The organism is Cycloclasticus zancles 78-ME (genome assembly GCF_000442595.1).
Classification (GTDB): Bacteria; Pseudomonadota; Gammaproteobacteria; order Methylococcales; family Cycloclasticaceae; genus Cycloclasticus; species Cycloclasticus pugetii.
Genome location: NC_021917.1, coordinates 1132834 through 1149368, shown reverse-complemented (window position 1 = coordinate 1149368; position 16535 = coordinate 1132834). Strand labels below are relative to the sequence as shown.

19 protein-coding genes are annotated in these 16535 nt (G+C 39.2%); 2 read left to right on the top strand and 17 right to left on the bottom strand.

All coding sequences use genetic code 11. The features are described 5' to 3' along the window. Window positions 1-5 precede the first annotated feature (5 nt). Window positions 6-668 carry a cupin domain-containing protein gene (locus CYCME_RS05605; protein WP_015006134.1) on the top strand — a complete coding sequence of 221 codons (663 nt, stop codon included), beginning with the start codon at window positions 6-8 and terminating at the stop codon, window positions 666-668. A gap of 157 nt (window positions 669-825) precedes the next feature. Here CYCME_RS05605 and CYCME_RS05600 read toward each other — a convergent pair whose 3' ends face one another. From CYCME_RS05600 to CYCME_RS05545, 12 genes are all read right to left on the bottom strand, one after another. Further along, window positions 826-1566: an alpha/beta fold hydrolase gene (locus tag CYCME_RS05600; RefSeq protein ID WP_020932382.1), complete on the bottom strand. Its 741-nt coding sequence runs from the start codon at window positions 1564-1566 to the stop codon at window positions 826-828. A gap of 191 nt (window positions 1567-1757) precedes the next feature. Continuing rightward, window positions 1758-2066 carry a hypothetical protein gene (locus CYCME_RS05595; protein ID WP_020932381.1) on the bottom strand — a complete coding sequence of 103 codons (309 nt, stop codon included), beginning with the start codon at window positions 2064-2066 and terminating at the stop codon, window positions 1758-1760. Between the two features lie 72 nt (window positions 2067-2138). Further along, window positions 2139-2519 (bottom strand): hypothetical protein, encoded by a 381-nt coding sequence (locus tag CYCME_RS05590; protein ID WP_041933009.1) that lies wholly within the window; start codon window positions 2517-2519, stop codon window positions 2139-2141. 58 nt (window positions 2520-2577) lie between these two features. Continuing rightward, window positions 2578-3165 carry a hypothetical protein gene (locus tag CYCME_RS05585; protein WP_041932909.1) on the bottom strand — a complete coding sequence of 196 codons (588 nt, stop codon included), beginning with the start codon at window positions 3163-3165 and terminating at the stop codon, window positions 2578-2580. Between the two features lie 361 nt (window positions 3166-3526). After that, complete coding sequence (locus CYCME_RS05580) at window positions 3527-4519, bottom strand: alpha/beta fold hydrolase (RefSeq protein ID WP_020932378.1); 993 nt, start codon at window positions 4517-4519, stop codon at window positions 3527-3529. A 102-nt stretch (window positions 4520-4621) separates the two neighbouring features. Beyond that, complete coding sequence (locus CYCME_RS05575; RefSeq protein ID WP_020932377.1) at window positions 4622-5587, bottom strand: hypothetical protein; 966 nt, start codon at window positions 5585-5587, stop codon at window positions 4622-4624. Beyond that, window positions 5588-6559 (bottom strand): DGQHR domain-containing protein, encoded by a 972-nt coding sequence (locus tag CYCME_RS05570; protein ID WP_020932376.1) that lies wholly within the window; start codon window positions 6557-6559, stop codon window positions 5588-5590. It lies immediately after the preceding gene. 51 nt (window positions 6560-6610) lie between these two features. After that, the gene (locus tag CYCME_RS12915) at window positions 6611-8575 is read right to left on the bottom strand and encodes an AAA family ATPase (protein ID WP_020932375.1); all 1965 of its coding nucleotides are present in this window, start codon (window positions 8573-8575) and stop codon (window positions 6611-6613) included. Window positions 8576-8651: 76 nt separating this feature from the next. Continuing rightward, window positions 8652-9293 (bottom strand): TIGR02391 family protein, encoded by a 642-nt coding sequence (locus CYCME_RS05560; protein ID WP_020932374.1) that lies wholly within the window; start codon window positions 9291-9293, stop codon window positions 8652-8654. A gap of 120 nt (window positions 9294-9413) precedes the next feature. Next, complete coding sequence (locus CYCME_RS05555; protein ID WP_020932373.1) at window positions 9414-9986, bottom strand: hypothetical protein; 573 nt, start codon at window positions 9984-9986, stop codon at window positions 9414-9416. 74 nt (window positions 9987-10060) lie between these two features. After that, window positions 10061-10798, bottom strand: coding sequence for a hypothetical protein (locus CYCME_RS05550; protein ID WP_144276104.1), 738 nt, complete (start codon window positions 10796-10798; stop codon window positions 10061-10063). A 45-nt stretch (window positions 10799-10843) separates the two neighbouring features. Further along, window positions 10844-11371 carry an NADPH-dependent FMN reductase gene (locus CYCME_RS05545; RefSeq protein WP_020932371.1) on the bottom strand — a complete coding sequence of 176 codons (528 nt, stop codon included), beginning with the start codon at window positions 11369-11371 and terminating at the stop codon, window positions 10844-10846. An 87-nt stretch (window positions 11372-11458) separates the two neighbouring features. On the opposite strand from CYCME_RS05545, the gene CYCME_RS05540 reads away from it, so the two are divergent. Further along, a complete protein-coding gene (locus CYCME_RS05540) occupies window positions 11459-11842 on the top strand; it encodes a winged helix-turn-helix transcriptional regulator (protein WP_020932370.1) in 384 nt (127 codons plus the stop codon). Between the two features lie 493 nt (window positions 11843-12335). Here the strand turns inward: CYCME_RS05540 and CYCME_RS05535 are convergent, their stop codons facing one another. The 5 genes from CYCME_RS05535 to CYCME_RS05515 form a co-directional block, all read right to left on the bottom strand. After that, the gene (locus tag CYCME_RS05535; RefSeq protein WP_020932369.1) at window positions 12336-12929 is read right to left on the bottom strand and encodes a hypothetical protein; all 594 of its coding nucleotides are present in this window, start codon (window positions 12927-12929) and stop codon (window positions 12336-12338) included. A gap of 118 nt (window positions 12930-13047) precedes the next feature. Further along, window positions 13048-13584: a hypothetical protein gene (locus CYCME_RS05530; protein ID WP_144276103.1), complete on the bottom strand. Its 537-nt coding sequence runs from the start codon at window positions 13582-13584 to the stop codon at window positions 13048-13050. 188 nt (window positions 13585-13772) lie between these two features. Beyond that, on the bottom strand, window positions 13773-14984 hold the full coding sequence (gene arsJ / locus CYCME_RS05525) for an organoarsenical effux MFS transporter ArsJ (protein WP_020932367.1): 1212 nt from the start codon (window positions 14982-14984) through the stop codon (window positions 13773-13775). Between the two features lies 1 nt (window position 14985). Next, window positions 14986-16002 carry an ArsJ-associated glyceraldehyde-3-phosphate dehydrogenase gene (locus CYCME_RS05520; protein WP_020932366.1) on the bottom strand — a complete coding sequence of 339 codons (1017 nt, stop codon included), beginning with the start codon at window positions 16000-16002 and terminating at the stop codon, window positions 14986-14988. 132 nt (window positions 16003-16134) lie between these two features. Continuing rightward, window positions 16135-16479 (bottom strand): metalloregulator ArsR/SmtB family transcription factor, encoded by a 345-nt coding sequence (locus CYCME_RS05515; RefSeq protein WP_041932908.1) that lies wholly within the window; start codon window positions 16477-16479, stop codon window positions 16135-16137. Between the last annotated feature and the right edge of the window lie 56 nt (window positions 16480-16535).

The following is a 16535-nucleotide window of genomic DNA, read 5'->3' as shown; positions in this document are numbered from 1 at the left end:
TTAAAATGACGACACAAATCAATACCGATTTTTCACAACGAATTGTAATTCAACCCGATGACTATCGCTGGGTTGACTCGCCCATGCCCGGCGTGGAACGCATGATGCTCGATAGAATCGGTGATGAAATCGCACGTGCAACCTCCATTGTGCGTTACGAACCCTTTAGTGAGTTCTCGTCACATACTCATACAGGTGGCGAGGAGTTCTTGGTGCTCGACGGTGTGTTTTCTGACGAGCATCAAAGCTATGGTAAAGGCTGTTATGTACGAAACCCCATTGGCACATCACACACACCTAAAATAGGCAAAGAAGGCGCAACTATTTTCGTCAAACTACAACAATTTGATGAAGCAGATACACAACAAAAAGTCATCGATACCCAAACACAATCATGGCATCCAGGGCTAGTCGATGGCCTAAGCGTCATGCCGCTGCATGAATTTGGAAGTGAGCACGTAGCGTTAGTAAAATGGGCGCCTAACACGCAATTCAACACCCACCAGCACTGGGGTGGAGAGGAGATTTTTGTATTAGAGGGTACTTTTCATGATGAGCATGGCAGCTATCCTCAAGGCTCATGGTTACGCAGCCCACACCTGAGTCGACATACCCCCTTTACCAAAGAAAATGGCGCATTGATTTACGTAAAAACCGGGCACCTGTAAATACAGTGCTTTTGTCCGTTGTGTTTGGTCTGTGGTAGCGTTTTGGCTACAGTGGCGAAGCCACCCCAAAGCGGAACGTAGACCAGAACATAAAACCAATAGGGTCCATTAATTGGTGGGAAGCCTCAGATCACGCCTGAACGACTGGCTATGTGTTTTATTTCTCTTTAAACACACCATTTTTTATAAATTCAATGGTTTGATCTGCCACTTCACCGTCATAACGCATCATGGAATGACCCGTTTCTATAATGATAAAATCTGTCATACCATCAATCTTGGTGGCTTCTACCGAAACAAGTCCATCATCTTTTCCTGGTATAACCGTGTCATTCAATTTACTCTTGAGCTCTCCTGCAATAATACCCACGGGATAGTATGGAGGCTTTAGTGATTTTGGAAAACTCTTATCATCGGTACCTAAGGCTTTAGCTGTTGGGCCGAGAATATCCATTAACCAACTGTTACTGAAGTGGTCAGCCGCTTTGCTGCCTTTATTTGGGGTGCCCAATAAAACGACTCTTCCCAGTTTCTCTACCTTATTATTTTGTAGGTAAGCTCTAACCATCAACCCTCCGAGTGAATGCCCTACGAAATTAACGTTTTGAGTATGATTTTGGCAACATTGGTTAATTTGTAAACTGATATCTTGCAAGATTTCATCAGGCTTTTGATGTAAAGAACTGTACCCCACACGCTGAACATAATACCCGGCATCTTCAAGTCGAGAAGCTAGCAACCACATTGACGTATTGCTTCGACCTAGGCCGTGAAGAAGAACAATAATTTCCTTATTCTCAGCCACCTCATCACTGTGATTAAACCAAGCGTTGGCAGTTTTAAAAGTAACTAATGTTACTAGTAATATTATAAAAAGAAGACTAAATAATTTTTTCATCTTACTGTCAGTTAGCTTTATAAATGCAAGTGTTCAGTTGATTACAGTTAGCTCTAAAGCACATAACGCTCGGACTCTCTAGGATCGAGAATCAATAGGGTCAGGATCGATTTATTTTTAAATTACTATATTTTTCAAGACCTTGAAGATTTTATTTTACTCTAACCCCAATTGTTCATGGCAGAAACCGATCATTCACGTTCAACGATGGGACAGTTACTGCTTTTGAATTTTATATTAGGCTGTGGCCCCGGCATAGCTCGTGTCAAAAAGCTGGGTGTTTGCCGTTCAAAATGTGCTTCGCAGTCACGATCAAAAAAGATAGTCAGCGATATAAGGTCAATCTGTTTTAACGACTGAGCCACGCGTTGATGTGTTTTGATAAACAGCACCATCGTATCCAAGTCTCTCAAATTGACGGCGGAAGGTGGCAATGCTGCTTGCGTATAGCTAGCGCTGCTTAATAAAAGAAGACTGACAATACCGCGAATACTCTTCATGCTTTCTATACCCTATCTCACATTTGGTGTATCGCCATACAAGCGATACGACATTGCCCTTATATCAAACCGTTACTTTGGACTGATAATAACCTTTGTTTTATTCGCTTGAGATTCAGGCGCACTAATATCAATAGTGTATTGATTGCCATAGGTCAACCAGGTTTCACCAACTTCATTCGCCGTCAAATAACACACTTCACTCCACTTACTTGCTTCGCAGTTCACACTGGCAGTTTCAGGCGAGAATGAGACGATTGCAGGGTAGACTCCCCACCAGCCAGGAAAACCATTGCTAATGCTTAAAACTTCTTTGGTTTCGCCGACGGCTAAATAAATAGCCGAGTCATCGCCTCTCGTTTCAATTAAGGATTCGTAACTCGTTCGAGCGCTTGCACACCCTTGAAGTAGTACGACGATGAAAGCGAAGGCGATTATTTTAAAATTCATCATATAAATCTCTCTGTAATATGGGCTCAAAACAAACCGTTTCATGTGTTGTCATACTCATTTAACACCCCATCGCAATGGCGATATTAATTACCGTTACGACCTGCCATTGTGTATTAATTAATTTTTCTATTTTAATGCGTGCCGTGCTAAGCGAAACCTCGACGGGACTGTAACCTTCTGGCCAACCTTCTCCATTAAGTATCCTTACCCACTCCTCGCCGCCTTTCGCCAATACCGCCGCATTTATTTCATCATGCGTGACTTCTGGAAAGCAGTCCACATTCACCGCATCAAAATTCGGCAATAACACTGTATGGTTGTCAGCGATCTTAAGCCGATGCCATTTGGTCGTGCAGTGTTTCCACTCCGTTAAGTCAAGATGTGGGCCTTCGGCATTGACTGATAAACTCGTTTCAAGCTGCAGAGCAACTCGATAGTTTTCGCGATCTTTACCATGAAGCATGACCGTTGCTTGAGACAGATTGTCGCCAGCCTCAAGCTCAGAAAAATACGCTTTTTTGAAAGGGGCATTATAATTTATCGGGTTCTGAAATGAAATTTTTCCATCGGGTATGAGCGTGATTCTGTCGAATGCGTAAGAATAATTCGACAAACCAATCATTAACAATGCCACAAAATATTTCATCTCTATACGCCCCTTACCCATTGTTGTTTAGTCTATTCAAAATCAATAGTGTCAGACTCGATTGATTTTATTTTTAAACGCTTTCGATTTCCTATCACCCCCCTTTGCTCCTTGGATGCATGGGTCGGTTAATTTTAGCCTTTATCGTTTCTTTAAAAGAATCACTGCCTAACACCCAAAGTTTGTTAGTTACCTCGCGTATTGCTTGAAGATTTTTTTTGCAGAACCTCACCATCAAATAATGCACGGTAGGCTTCGCCACGTAGCTAGCTGCTTTTCCCTAAACGTTTATACAGCTCATGCTCAACAACTCATTCGTTTGCTTTGCTCAACCGTTTTATACTTGATGATATTTTTATTATTATTTATCAATCGCTTTATAGAAAGCTTTAATAAATACGTTATAGTTTTCATAATGAGGCATATGACCTACCCCGTCCAACTCAATAAGCACTGAGTCTTTAATCATAGCTTTAGTGCTTTTTCCGAGATCATTATATTCGCCTAACTTTCTAGTGACACCTTCTTTTAACCAACCTCTACCAGGCCCCGTTTTATCTCTAGTACCAATGATTAAGAAAGTTTCATTCCTAATTTGTGAAAACCTACTCACTATATTTTCGGAGAAAATAGGGCCATAAGTTAAAGCATTATTCCAAGCAACAGTTTCCCAATCTTTCCCTGCAAGCATTCCTTTTAAGGGAATTAAAAGCTTCTCGTATTCGCTGGACCATTTTCCATCATAATAATTCTTACTTTGATAGCTTCTAGCTTTATCTAGTGTTGTAGCAAGCTCTCTTTTATAGAAGAAGTTAACATCTTTGAACTCTACATACTTTCCATAATCCTCTAAGCCAATAGGGTTAATCAGAATGAGTTTATTAACTGATGCAGGATAATTAACAGCAAATGTTGTAGCTAACATACCCCCCATTGAGTGACCCACAAGATCAAATTTTTTGATATTTAAATCATCCAACAATGATTTAGTGTTTAATGCCAGCTGCCCAAAGCTATATTGATAGTAATCTGGTTTTGAGGATTTACCAAAGCCAATTTGATCAGGTATAAGCACTCTGTACTTTTTCTTTAAAAGATCTTTTGCGACTTTTTCCCAATAATAACCTGAGAAATTTTTACCATGCAATAAGACAATTACTTTTCGTGCATCTTTATCCCCAATATCCATGTATCGCATTTTTAAATTTTGACTTTGAGAACCAAGATCGAATGTCTTAACTTCAAATGGGTATTCAAACCCATCCAACTCTTTATTATACTTAATGTGATTTTCAGCAAATGCCTGTGAAATTAAGGCAAAAACTGAAGCTAAAATCAAAAAAAACTTTTTCATATTAATTTTATCTATCTAATGGTTATACTAAGCTAACGCCGCGCTCTGCGGCAAATTTGGAGCTCAGCGGAAAATTTGTCCGACAGCAGCGCCTTGTTAGCATTAGGCGGCTTGAAGCTGGTTAATTAATCGAAATGTACCATTTTTTAAGGGCAGTGAAACCTTCCCTGAGCGGTCATAGCCATATTTCATTAAGTGATACATCAACGATAATATAGAGTTACTTAAACTATATAAAAGTGAAATATCATTACCATTAATACTCAAATCAAAGCTGCTAGGGTTTTTCATCCATTCTGAGTTTCTCAGAACTGCTTCTTGGTCATGTATTGCACCTTTGTAGGGGTACCATACGCCATGAGTGTGTTGATAATTAACCTTATTTCTAACTTGAGAAGGCCAATTACCTTTAGCTGCACCAGATTTATGTATTGCCGCTTTGATATTTGATATTAATGTTACCGCTTCTGATTTATGCGCCCCTAAACCTGTCGTATTAGAAACATTATCAATCAACCATATTAGCAACCCTGAAAATGATGACCATGTATCAGCATGGGAATCTTTTAATTTCTTAAATTTCATTTCGTTATTGGAAATTGAAGAAAAATAAAAGCCATTTTCTATACTTGTAACACCACCATCAAGCTCAGTTGCCTTCGCTATTTCCAATACTTTGTCAACATGGTCATTTTCCAACTGGCTACAAGCTTGTCCAAAAATACGCAATATAGCGTGTACTGAAAAAAAGGCCGCATAATACATTTGAACTGAAGCCCAACTTGTACTTTTAGGTAATTGGCTAACTTTTCCTATGCTCCACATTGATTCTATAGCCGCTTGAGCAAACCTATTGCAGTCATTTGCTAATGATATGTGGAGAATTTCTTTTTGCTGAAATCGAAGTTCAAATTCAACAGTTCTATTTCTTGCAGAAGGTACTAATGTATTCGAAAGAAGATAGTGGCCATTCGCAACCCAAGCCTTTAAATCCGACTCGGTTGAGGAGTTTACTTCAAATATTTCATTCATAGAAAGTTGGTGAAGTATTTTAATTTCAGGCGTCATCTATAGAGTAAACTCCTGCTTTAATGACTCTTCTAGGTGATCGACAATAGGTTTATATGCATTCGTAGGATTTTCAATCTTGGCAGGCTTTATCCGTTGACCAGTAATTTGAGTAAATTCATAGTAATTATCAACAGAATAGATTGCTCCAAATCTATCTTTTACTCTTGCTGTAATTATCGGAAAGAAACCTGAGATCGCTTTAAATACTGTTGTATTAAACGCTTGCTCTTCTAAATGATGGGGGACTAAAACTCCTTCATTAAAAGCCACTAAATAGGAATTAAATATTTCATATATTTCATCAGGGCTTTTGTTACCAAATACTTTTGCCAATGGCTTAACAGCAGTATTAAAAACAGACCGGGTTATTTTTCCCTTCACTCTTTTCGATGCTGACAGCCTGTTGTATAGCGCACTGTCATTTTCATTTAAAAATATATCAAACAGCTCCCTAAGGTATTGTTCTGTATCGCTCTCATACTCTGCCATTTTTTTTATGTCTAGCAGTAGCTCTGTAGGAACCCCTTTTTGCTTAGAGTTAATATCAATAAACAATCTAGACTCATCACGCTTGGAAAGATTTTCGTAAACGACAACTGGGATTCTAAGTGCGGTTTTCGCAAGCTTAAAACCATAAACTCGATGCTGACCATCAATAATTAAAAATGCTTTACTAATTTTATCAAAACTAACCGATTTCTTTTTGGAATCGTATATAAAACCACTGTCTTCTTGGGCTGAAAGTACAATTGAACTAGGAATTGTACCTAAGCCAGAATCAATATAACTCGCTATTTCTGAGGCTCTTTTTTTATCTAACTCACGTTGAAACCCCTCGATAAGATTTTCATCACGATTAACGACAAAACATGTCTCTGCAAGTACATCACTTGGCATGGTAAAAGAATAAAACCTATGCTCTCCTTGCCGTACAAGGCTCACACTGCCAAAGCTTTCTCTATCTGTCATCGTTTTTCCTTTGGTTATAATTGCAACTTGCTAATTTAGAATGCTAACGCCTCAAACAGCAGCAGCGCTTGCGCTGTCTGGCTGATTTGACTTGTTAGCTTCTGGTTCGCTGGAACCAAGAATATTATTAACTAAATTTTGTAATGTATCTGACTTTAAGCCCGCTTCCCAAGCACTTTCTAGAGCCCTTGAAACAGCCAAAGGATTTTTCTTCAATCCACCTGCATTTCCATAAAAAGCGGCAGCTTGATCTTCATGTCGTTTCCAATCTTCACCAAATTCCGGGCCTATGGTATTTGTTATATTTGTTTTCCACATTCTAAGGTTAGATTTTTTCACATCATTACTAGGCCAATTCTCTGTTTTGTCGTGGCCTAAGAGGTGCAAAATAGCAGCATTGTCTTTCTTATGTTTGCTTATTTCAGAATCTCTCGTTTTGTCCGTATCTGCATCACAAACTACAAAAACTTCGATAGCAAGAAGTTTCGCTATCGCAAGGGGTTTGATTAGTTCATTCTTTCCACCAACAGGAATGATGTGGTATCCAGAACGCCTAAACACAGACAATTTACCCATCAACTGAATATACGAGGTTAAATAAGCAACATCCTCTATTCCTTCGACTAATATCAATTTCTTGCTAAAGAACATCTCACTAATTTCAGGTCGCAATGTTGGGTAAAGCTTAGCGATCATACCGCTTTCTTTGACTTCTTTCTCACCAGCATCCGTAAGCTCTTTAACTAAGTCATCATATTTTAAAGATGTTACAGATGAAGAAATCGGAGAACCAACCTCTCTAACCATTCTCACTGCATGAAAATCATCACTTGGTATAAAATACGGACTGTGAGAACAGACTACAATTTGAGAATTGTCGTTTGCTAATTCTTGTAATACTTCAGAAAGGTATCTCGCTTGAGGAGGGTGTTGGTACAACTCCGGCTCTTCAATAGCCATAATAAGCGTAGGAGCGTTTTCGTCATCAATATCGGCTAGCTCTTGAAGTAGAGTTAATAGGTATGACCTCTGCATCCCATGACCAAAACGTGCCAATTCACTCTCAAATCCTTTTTCTCCAATTTGTATATGAGCAAATGGTTCTTCTATTTTTATAGCTTTCTCAGCATCACTTTTCCAAAGAACTTTTGCCGTGGCACTCGGATTAGCCCATAGCTTTAGCTTAGTTTCCAACGAATCAGATATACTAGAAAGAACGCCTTGTTCTGCTTCTAACATTGATTGATAGTTTTGCTTTAGATCATTTCGTAAACCGGTGACTTTTTCAGTGAAGTTTACCTTTGATCTTATGGCTCTTGATAATAGTTGGCCAAGGGCAGAGTTTTTATTTTCCTCGGCTTCTTCGGAAAAATCTTTTGATGCGGAGACAAATACCCATTGTAAATGCGGGGCAAGTCTATTAGCACCTTTCGAAACACCGTAGAACTGATCTTCACTAGGAATAAGGCTACAACTCTCAGGGTGCGCAGCCTCAAAAGAGTTAAGTGCCTCAGCCATATCAGCTTTTGAGTTTGCTGTTGATATTTCCGGCCATTTTTCTCGTAAGCCAGCAAAGATTTCCTTTAATTCCTTTGCTGGTTTCTTAGATTTTTCAGCCTCAAACCAAGTTTTGAACTCAGTCATACCAAGTCTATTACCAAATTGTTTTACTTCTGCTCTCTCTGTTCCTTCATCATACTCAGCCTTGGCGGTAACAACTAACTTATCCAGCCTTACATAATCAGCTAGCCCTTTTTGCGCTTCTTCTGAGAGGTCTTTGAAAGTTACCGTAATTGAGATCGGTTCGCTCGTATTTTTATGGTGAAAGTCGTCAGCGGAAAGCTTGCTTAAGTCGGTTTTAGAATCTTTATGTTGTCGAAAAAATACATTCAATGCATTCATCACTGTTGATTTGCCAGCTCCATTTGGCCCAACAAAGCAATTATAATCATCAAAGTTTACGGTCTCGTCTTTAAAAGATCGAAAGTTTTGAATTCTGACTGACTCTAATTTCATGATCATCCTTGTTTAAGAAGCTAACGCTTAATTTAAAGGGCGCGCGGCTTTTTGCGCGTCCGCTTTGAAATGTTTGTTATGCCTGATTGCTATCATTAAGCTCCGATGATTCAATTGTTTTTAATAGGTCACTTGCGACGACGATTTTGTCGAATGCACCAACAAAATCCATGTCAATATCTCTATGAGAGCTTGGGTTTCGATAATAACTAAAAGCACCACATATATAATTACAAAATGCATCTCTTTCAGATTTTGGAATACCATAATTCGTTAATACGCCAGTATCAGGGTTAAATGCTTTGCGTAAAAGTCGTGTACCAAATAGCTCTGGAGGTGCTCCGATTTTTTTTCGCACACTGGTTTCTATTGCTTTGAATGCCTGTAGTACTGCACTTTCAAACTCCTGACTGTTAAGTAAGGAAAAACATTTTTCAACTATAAGTGCGTGTACATATGTCTCAGGTAGCAATGCATATTTCTCGACGACTCTTCTAAATTCCCGCTCGGGAAATCTAAAGCCCTTTTTAGTTGGATAATATTTATCACCGTCATCTTCTTCATTGCCGGGAGCACGTTGAAATTGCCTTATATCGATATGGGCAGTAGGGCTAGCTTTATATTTAACTTGAGTAAACCTTACAGGTTGGTATCCACCTGGATTGGCCTCACCTATGACCTTCTGAAATTCAATTTTTGCTTCTACTTCGTCATTCATTACACTTTCTCAAAGGCATAACGCCGCAAGCAGCTGCGGCTTTGTAGTGGATTGCTTTGTGGTAGCGTAGCGTAAACCGCAAAACAAGTAACGAAAAAGCCGTCAGACTGCCTTGCTTTGTTAAGTGTGTTGTTGAATGACACCAGAAACTCCCCCAGCCACTTTTATAAATAGATAAGTACCAGCAAATTCCTTACGGCAGAAAACAAAACGAAACTCTTCTTCATGGGTATAAGATACGGGCTTTTGGCAATATGTAAGCCGGCTTTTTTCATAGCTAGAAAGTTTACCTTCAACCACTTCACCTTTGTCGTATTGAATTGAAACCCCCTCAATACCACCAAAATGCTTAGCTGATGAGCTACGTAATACTCTTGTGATATCTTCCGCTAGGTGCAAGGGATTAAATATTTCTACTATATATATTCCATGCCCAGTTTCGAGTGCAGCTTCCAGCGTTAAGTGACAGCACAAGGTATAGAATATGTTCGAGCAAAATTTTATCTTTGTGTCTGAGCCTTCGTTAACTATATGACCAGTACCTTCAGTTTGATCTCTACGGCCTTTATCCTCTATTTCGGTATACCCTAACACTGTTCCAAAGCGTAGATATCCGTCCAAGAACTGCTGCGCATATTCGAGTTTATCAAAAACTCTAAATAAACTTTTTGGGTATTCTCCGATAGTTTTCATGTGTATATACACTTAACGACAAGCGTAACTGGCGCATTTGTAAGGAGCGTAGCGACTGAAAAATTCGTCCATGTTTACGCGCTTGTTAGGAGACTTGCTAATTTCCGAGCAAATTCTTCCCATCCAATAACAATAGTGACTACTGCGCTTACAAAGCCCACTAACGCAATAAGCCCAGAAATTGCTTTAAAAAATACGCTCGAAATAAATTTGCGCACAAAAGACTCACTAACAATACCAAGCCAACTTAATAAATAAGCAGGAACGGCTACAATCTCACGAACTCCTTCCCGTAACCACTTAAATGGGTTTTTTATTTCCTTTTTATAAAAATCTAAATTATCCTCGATGCAGCCAATATGCCTGACTAATGTTTCTTGAAGAGAATTGGCGTATTGATATGCTACTGATCTCAATATTTCGTCCTCAATTGAAGAACGAAGATCAGGTAGCATATTAAGCATTATCGGATAATTGCTATACATAATATTTTGATAGGGTGGCTTGTAACTATGGATAATGCCAAGACTTCCCAGATGGCTTTGCATTTTATTAGATCTATGAATCATCCATCCATAATCATCCAGATTTCTACCTACACTATCCACATAGCATTTTAGCTTTTCCAAAAACTCATCCGCAAAAGCAAGCCTTTCATATTGATTCTTTAATTTAAGGCCTATTTTTACAAGGCCATAACCAAAGATAACAAGGAGTACGATAATGATGATTAGTCGTTCCATGTATTTTTTCTTGTCTCCTAACGCCGCCAACACAGGCAGCCGAAGCGCAGCGTAGGCTGTCCAGTGCAATGCGCTTTTTGCATTGCACTATTGTGCTTGGCCTTGTTAGAATTTTCAAAGCACCACACTTGAGACAGCATTTATCAATTGTTTTTTTATTTCCATGTTGTTAATACAAAATGATTCCATATCAAAATTATCATAAAAAGAAGGAACGGAAACGCTGGCTTTAATATTAACATCAAAAAACGAACTAGATTCTTGTGCTAATGACAAAACACTGCTGGCTCCTCCAGGCCCTGGTGACGTGGATAAAAATATAGCAGGTTTACCTTGGTAAACTTTCATATCAATACGAGAACACCAATCAAATAGATTTTTATATGCGGCTGTGTAAGAACCATTATGTTCAGCAAATGAAATGATGAGGATGTCACAGGAACCAATTTTTTCGAAAAAGTCACGGGCTAATGTTGGCTTACCTATTTCGGCTTCTTTATCTTCACTGAATAGTGGAAGTTCGTAGTCATTTAAGTCCAAAACTTCTATTGTTGCTTTATCAAAAAGGCTTGCTGTATAGGTTGCCAGCTGTTTGTTAATAGAGTTTTTACTGCTGCTTGCGCCAAATGCTAATACTTTCATCTTAAACCTCTCACCTTAAGTAATTTACAAACTAAGTTTATTATATATACTTAGTTTTATTATGAAAGTAGGCACCAAATAGTAACTATGAAAAAACCTTCTGAACGTTTATCAAAAAACAATGAAACTGGCGACTGCCAAGTACGCGATGCATTACTAATTATAGGAGGTAAGTGGAAAAACATGATAATGCATGCATTAACAATACAGCCATATCTGCGTTTTAACCAATTAAAAGTCAATATCCCTGATATTTCTCAAAAAATGTTAACACAACAATTACGTGAGCTAGAACGTGATGGCCTTGTTAATAGAAAAGCCTATGCGGAAATCCCTCCTCGTGTTGAATATTCTGTCACTAAATTAGGACTAACTCTTACTCCCGTTTATCAAGTGATTAATCAATGGCAACTATTACATATGAGCGAGGTTATTAAATCTAGAGAAGACTTTGATGATTCAAAATCCTAACGCCCGCCACAACCGCATTTATGGAGTGGCTTTGTTTGTGTTATAAGCGCAGCGTACACAAACGAAGACACGGAATAAATGTCGGATTGCTGGCGCTTGTTAGTAAACGCCAGACAACACCAACGCTTCGGGGTAAATACTGTATTTCCGGCAGTTGATAAGTTGGACTTCACGCCTTGACGAATAGCCAACTCTGACAAGAAACTCCGCGATTGAGTGGTGAAATTTTGTTGAAGAGTTGCACTCATTTCCCTATGTCTCTGATTGCCCGCCCTTGGCACTATTTATCGTTTACTGATGAAGTAAAGCATACTGCACGTTGAAGTTTGAGCCAACCGGAAAACGCCAAAATGCTTTAGATGGGGCGTTCAACTTTGGCACCAAATACTTCAAAAACATAGAAATCACGAAGTGTACTAACGCTCGGCTTAGCGGCGCGAACGAAGTGAGCGTCCTAGGCCGCGTCTTTTGCGGCCGATGCTACAGCCGCTTGTTAGAATCTGTCAAAAAGTGAACAGGTTTTTGGAGCAGAACTATTGTTGCGATCTTTCTTTTCTGTGTTTTCACGAAGAGATTTGAAATTTAATATGTTTTCGCTAGGGTATTTTGACGTTATGGAAAACATTTGCTTCATGAAAGAGTCCTTGGTTTTTTCATAGTAACATAGCTTCATGAATCCTGACTCAGAGCCAGAAGGATACTGATCGCCATCGATGGTAAATTTCTCGAAAGAAAACCCTCTATGATTTAAATCTATGTTATCGATATAGACTTTACCATTAATTGAGACTGATAAAAAATTTTTCCCTTCAGTCCAAACACGGATATTTGCCCCTTTTAATGAGCACTCAGATGATTCTATGATTTCTGGGAAAATAACCCCTTTTCTTAATAAACTGGCTTTCACTTCATCACGTAGCTCTCGCGATCCTTCTTTGAAGATATTTTCAGGGTTATTAACATAATCAAATTCAAACGAAGCGTAATCAAGTTCAGGATGACAGTTTTGAAATATAAACGGCACCCCATAATCCGAATATGCTTTGCTTGAAATACAAAAAATTAGAAGTAGCAATGAAATTCGCATGATGCCTCTCTAGATTCTAACGCCCGGCTCACCGAGCAAATTTTTGATGGCGGATTTTTTGCGTGTTTTTGCAAAAAAGGTGACAGCGGAAATTTGTCCGGTGCAGCCGTTTGTTATGCTAACACTTGATGATTTTAACAAGTGCAGCCAAAGACTTTTCAATGTAAGGTGTTTCCTTCCGTTTTGTGGGTGCATATATCATACGATACCCGAGAATTTTCACGGTTGTTCCCTTGCTTAGTAAAAGATTGAAGTTCAAACGATAGGTTTGCAGCGAACGGTTTACTATGCGTTTTCCTTGCTCTGTAAATGAGACCTTATCAATATAAGGTGATTTGGCAATTTCATTTAATCCATCTTCACTGAGTAAATTATTAAAATCTCCCACCATGGAAGAATTCACATTGAGTTCAACGATACTATTGACATCAGGCAGACCAAATTCTTTAAAAAGTCTTCGGGAGGTATCTGTAATAAGGGTATCGTTGCCACGCTCACGAGTAATCAGTTTTTCAGTTGCCTCAATTTGAGATACCGAAATAAACATATACCCAATATCTACATCGTACCTATTGTCACGAACCATGTGGCAATATTCTGCTTGCACACTACAACAAAACGATAAAGAAAATAGTAAAATGACTAGATTACGCATAAACCTTCCTGAGAGCATAACAGTATTAATAAGCGGAACCCATTATCCACGTATTAATTGTATATAGGTGGATAGTACTTCCATGTTTTTGCATATTAATGGCCAAAAGTGGATATGGCTTGATTGATACACATTTAAATCCGTTTGTTAAATATAGCACCTATTTCTTTTAGGTACAGAAATGGATCTCACCCTTTTTCCGGCAATGCTTTTGCAATAATCGCCGAAAATAATATAAAGGCCGCAGAGACCCATAGGCATATTTCAAAACTATAATATTGATACAGCCAGCCAGATAAAACAGTGCCCAACAACCGACCTGCCGCGTTAGCCATGTAGTAAAAGCCAACATCTAGCGATACGCCATTGCTATTAGCATAGCTAACTATTAGGTAACTATGTAGTGATGAGTTAATGGCGAATAACACACCAAAAGCGGCTAAACCAAGCCATAAGGTGGTACTTATTTGGAATTCGTAATGCAGTGCTATTGCCATTAACATGGGAATGATAAACAGAATAACCGCCCATTGATGCAAATGCTGGCTATCCTTTTTAATTGTTTGTTGTTGGCCGGATAATCTGGGTGCTAGTGCCTGAACAACGCCATAGCCAATAACCCATAAGGCCATAACACTACCGACCTGCGAATAGTCCCAATTAAACTGTGCCGTTAAATACACCGGTAAGGCCACTACAAACCACACATCTCTTGCTGCAAATAAAAAAAGGCGTGCGCCAGATAAGTAGTTAATGGCCGAACTTTTCGAGAACAGGTGTTTAAATTTAGGTTTGCTGCTGGCTTTGCCGAGTTCTTTTTTTAATAAAACGCAGCTTGTTAGCCAAACTATTAATAGACCAACCACCATAATGAGTATCGCATTATGAAAACCAAATTGGCTAAGCAGTAAACCACCTAGAAAAAAGCCAACCCCTTTTAAGGTGTTTTTTGAGCCGGTTAATAAAGCCACCCACTTATACAGTGTCTTGTTTGCCTCTTTGGGAACCAGTAATTTAATGGCGCTTTTAGCGCTCATTTTATTAAGGTCTTTAGCCACACCGGATATGGCTTGCGCGGCCATTACCCAAACTATTGTGAGCATTTCGGGCGCTACCAATAACATTGACAAGGCTAGCACTTGCAAGACCAAGCCAATGTTCATGGTGGTATTTAAACCAATAATAGCGCCTAACCAACCACCCACTAAATTGGTGATAATGCCAAATACTTCGTAAAAAATGAATAATAGGGCAATTTCTAATGGCGTATAACCCAGCTCGTGAAAGTGCAAAACCACCAGCATTCTTAATGCACCGTCTGTTAGCGTAAAGGCCCAATAATTACCTGTAATAATGAGGTATTGTTGAATATCACTAGACAGTGATTGCAAGCTACGCATATTAGTTTATTGGTTCCTTAGCTGTGGCTACCTTGCGAACCAACTCAATGGTTCGGTTAACGTAGCCCCATTCGTTATCGTACCAAGCGTATAGTTTTACCTGTGTGCCATTTACCACCATGGTTGATAGTGCATCGATAATGCTAGAACGTGGGTCGGTTTTATAATCAATAGACACTAAGGGGCGTTCTTCATACCCCAAAATGCCGTTTAATTCATTCTCTGCTGCTGTTTTTAGTAGCTGATTAACCTCTTGCACTGTTGTGCTTTTTTCCACCTCAAACACACAATCGGTAAGTGATGCATTGGCTAATGGCACACGCACTGCATGGCCATCTAAACGGCCTTTTAACTCTGGAAAAATATGCGTAATAGCCGTTGCTGAACCCGTTGAGGTAGGAATAAGGCTCATGCCACAGGCTCTAGCACGCCTTAAATCTTTATGTGGTGCATCCAGTATGGTTTGCGTATTGGTTAGGTCATGAATGGTGGTGATTGAGCCATGTTTAATAGCCAAATTTTCATGAATAACTTTAACCACCGGCGCTATACAGTTAGTGGTACAAGAAGCGGCGGTTACAATTTTATGTTCCAAAGGGTTAAACAGATTATCATTCACCCCCATCACTATGTTTAACACGCCCTCTTCTTTGACTGGCGCTGTAACCACGACACGCTTAACGCCCTGTTCAAGATACGGTTGTAACAGTGCTTTGGTTTTCATTTTTCCAGACGCTTCAATAACCACATCACAGCCTGACCAGTCTGTATCGCTAATAGTTGTATGTCGGCTTGTACTGATCTGTTGGCCATTAATTATTATGCAATCATCTAAATGACTCGCCTCGTAAGACCAACGGCCATGCACAGAGTCAAAGTTTAATAAATGCGCCAAGGTTGCAGCATCGCCCGCTGGGTCATTAATGTGCACAAACTCTATTTGCTCCGTGCCAAACCCTGCTCTTAATGATAAGCGCCCCATTCGGCCAAAGCCGTTAATACCTACTTTTATCGTCATAATTGTTCAGCCTTTTTTTAACTATCGGTGGTAGAAAGAGTATATATGGAATTATACATATATGATTATCCATATATATATAAAAATATTAAAATAAAAGCAAAATACTGATTCAGAAGATCGATTAAACGATTAACAGCAGGCTTGGTCGCGCTCAGGGCGCGATCGCATTAGGGATAAATTATTCAGGCTTTCTTTGATTAAAGGTGATTGAACCGCACCCGCTGTATTTAATATATCTGTCGCCCAGCTTGGTAAAGATGGGTTAATACGATAAAAAACCCATTGCCCTTGTCGCCTATCGGACAATAAATTAAATTTACGTAGTTGCGCCAAATGCCTTGAAATTTTAGGCTGGCTTTCTTGCAGGGCTTCCATTAATTCACAAACGCACAGCTCCCCTTCTTGCTGAATCAGCATCAGGCAGGTTAACCGTGTTTGGTCGGACAGGCATTTGAAGAAGGCTAAAGGTTCCATAAACAAATTATAAAGCACGCTATGATGATCGGCACGTCTGTGATGAATAAAAAAAG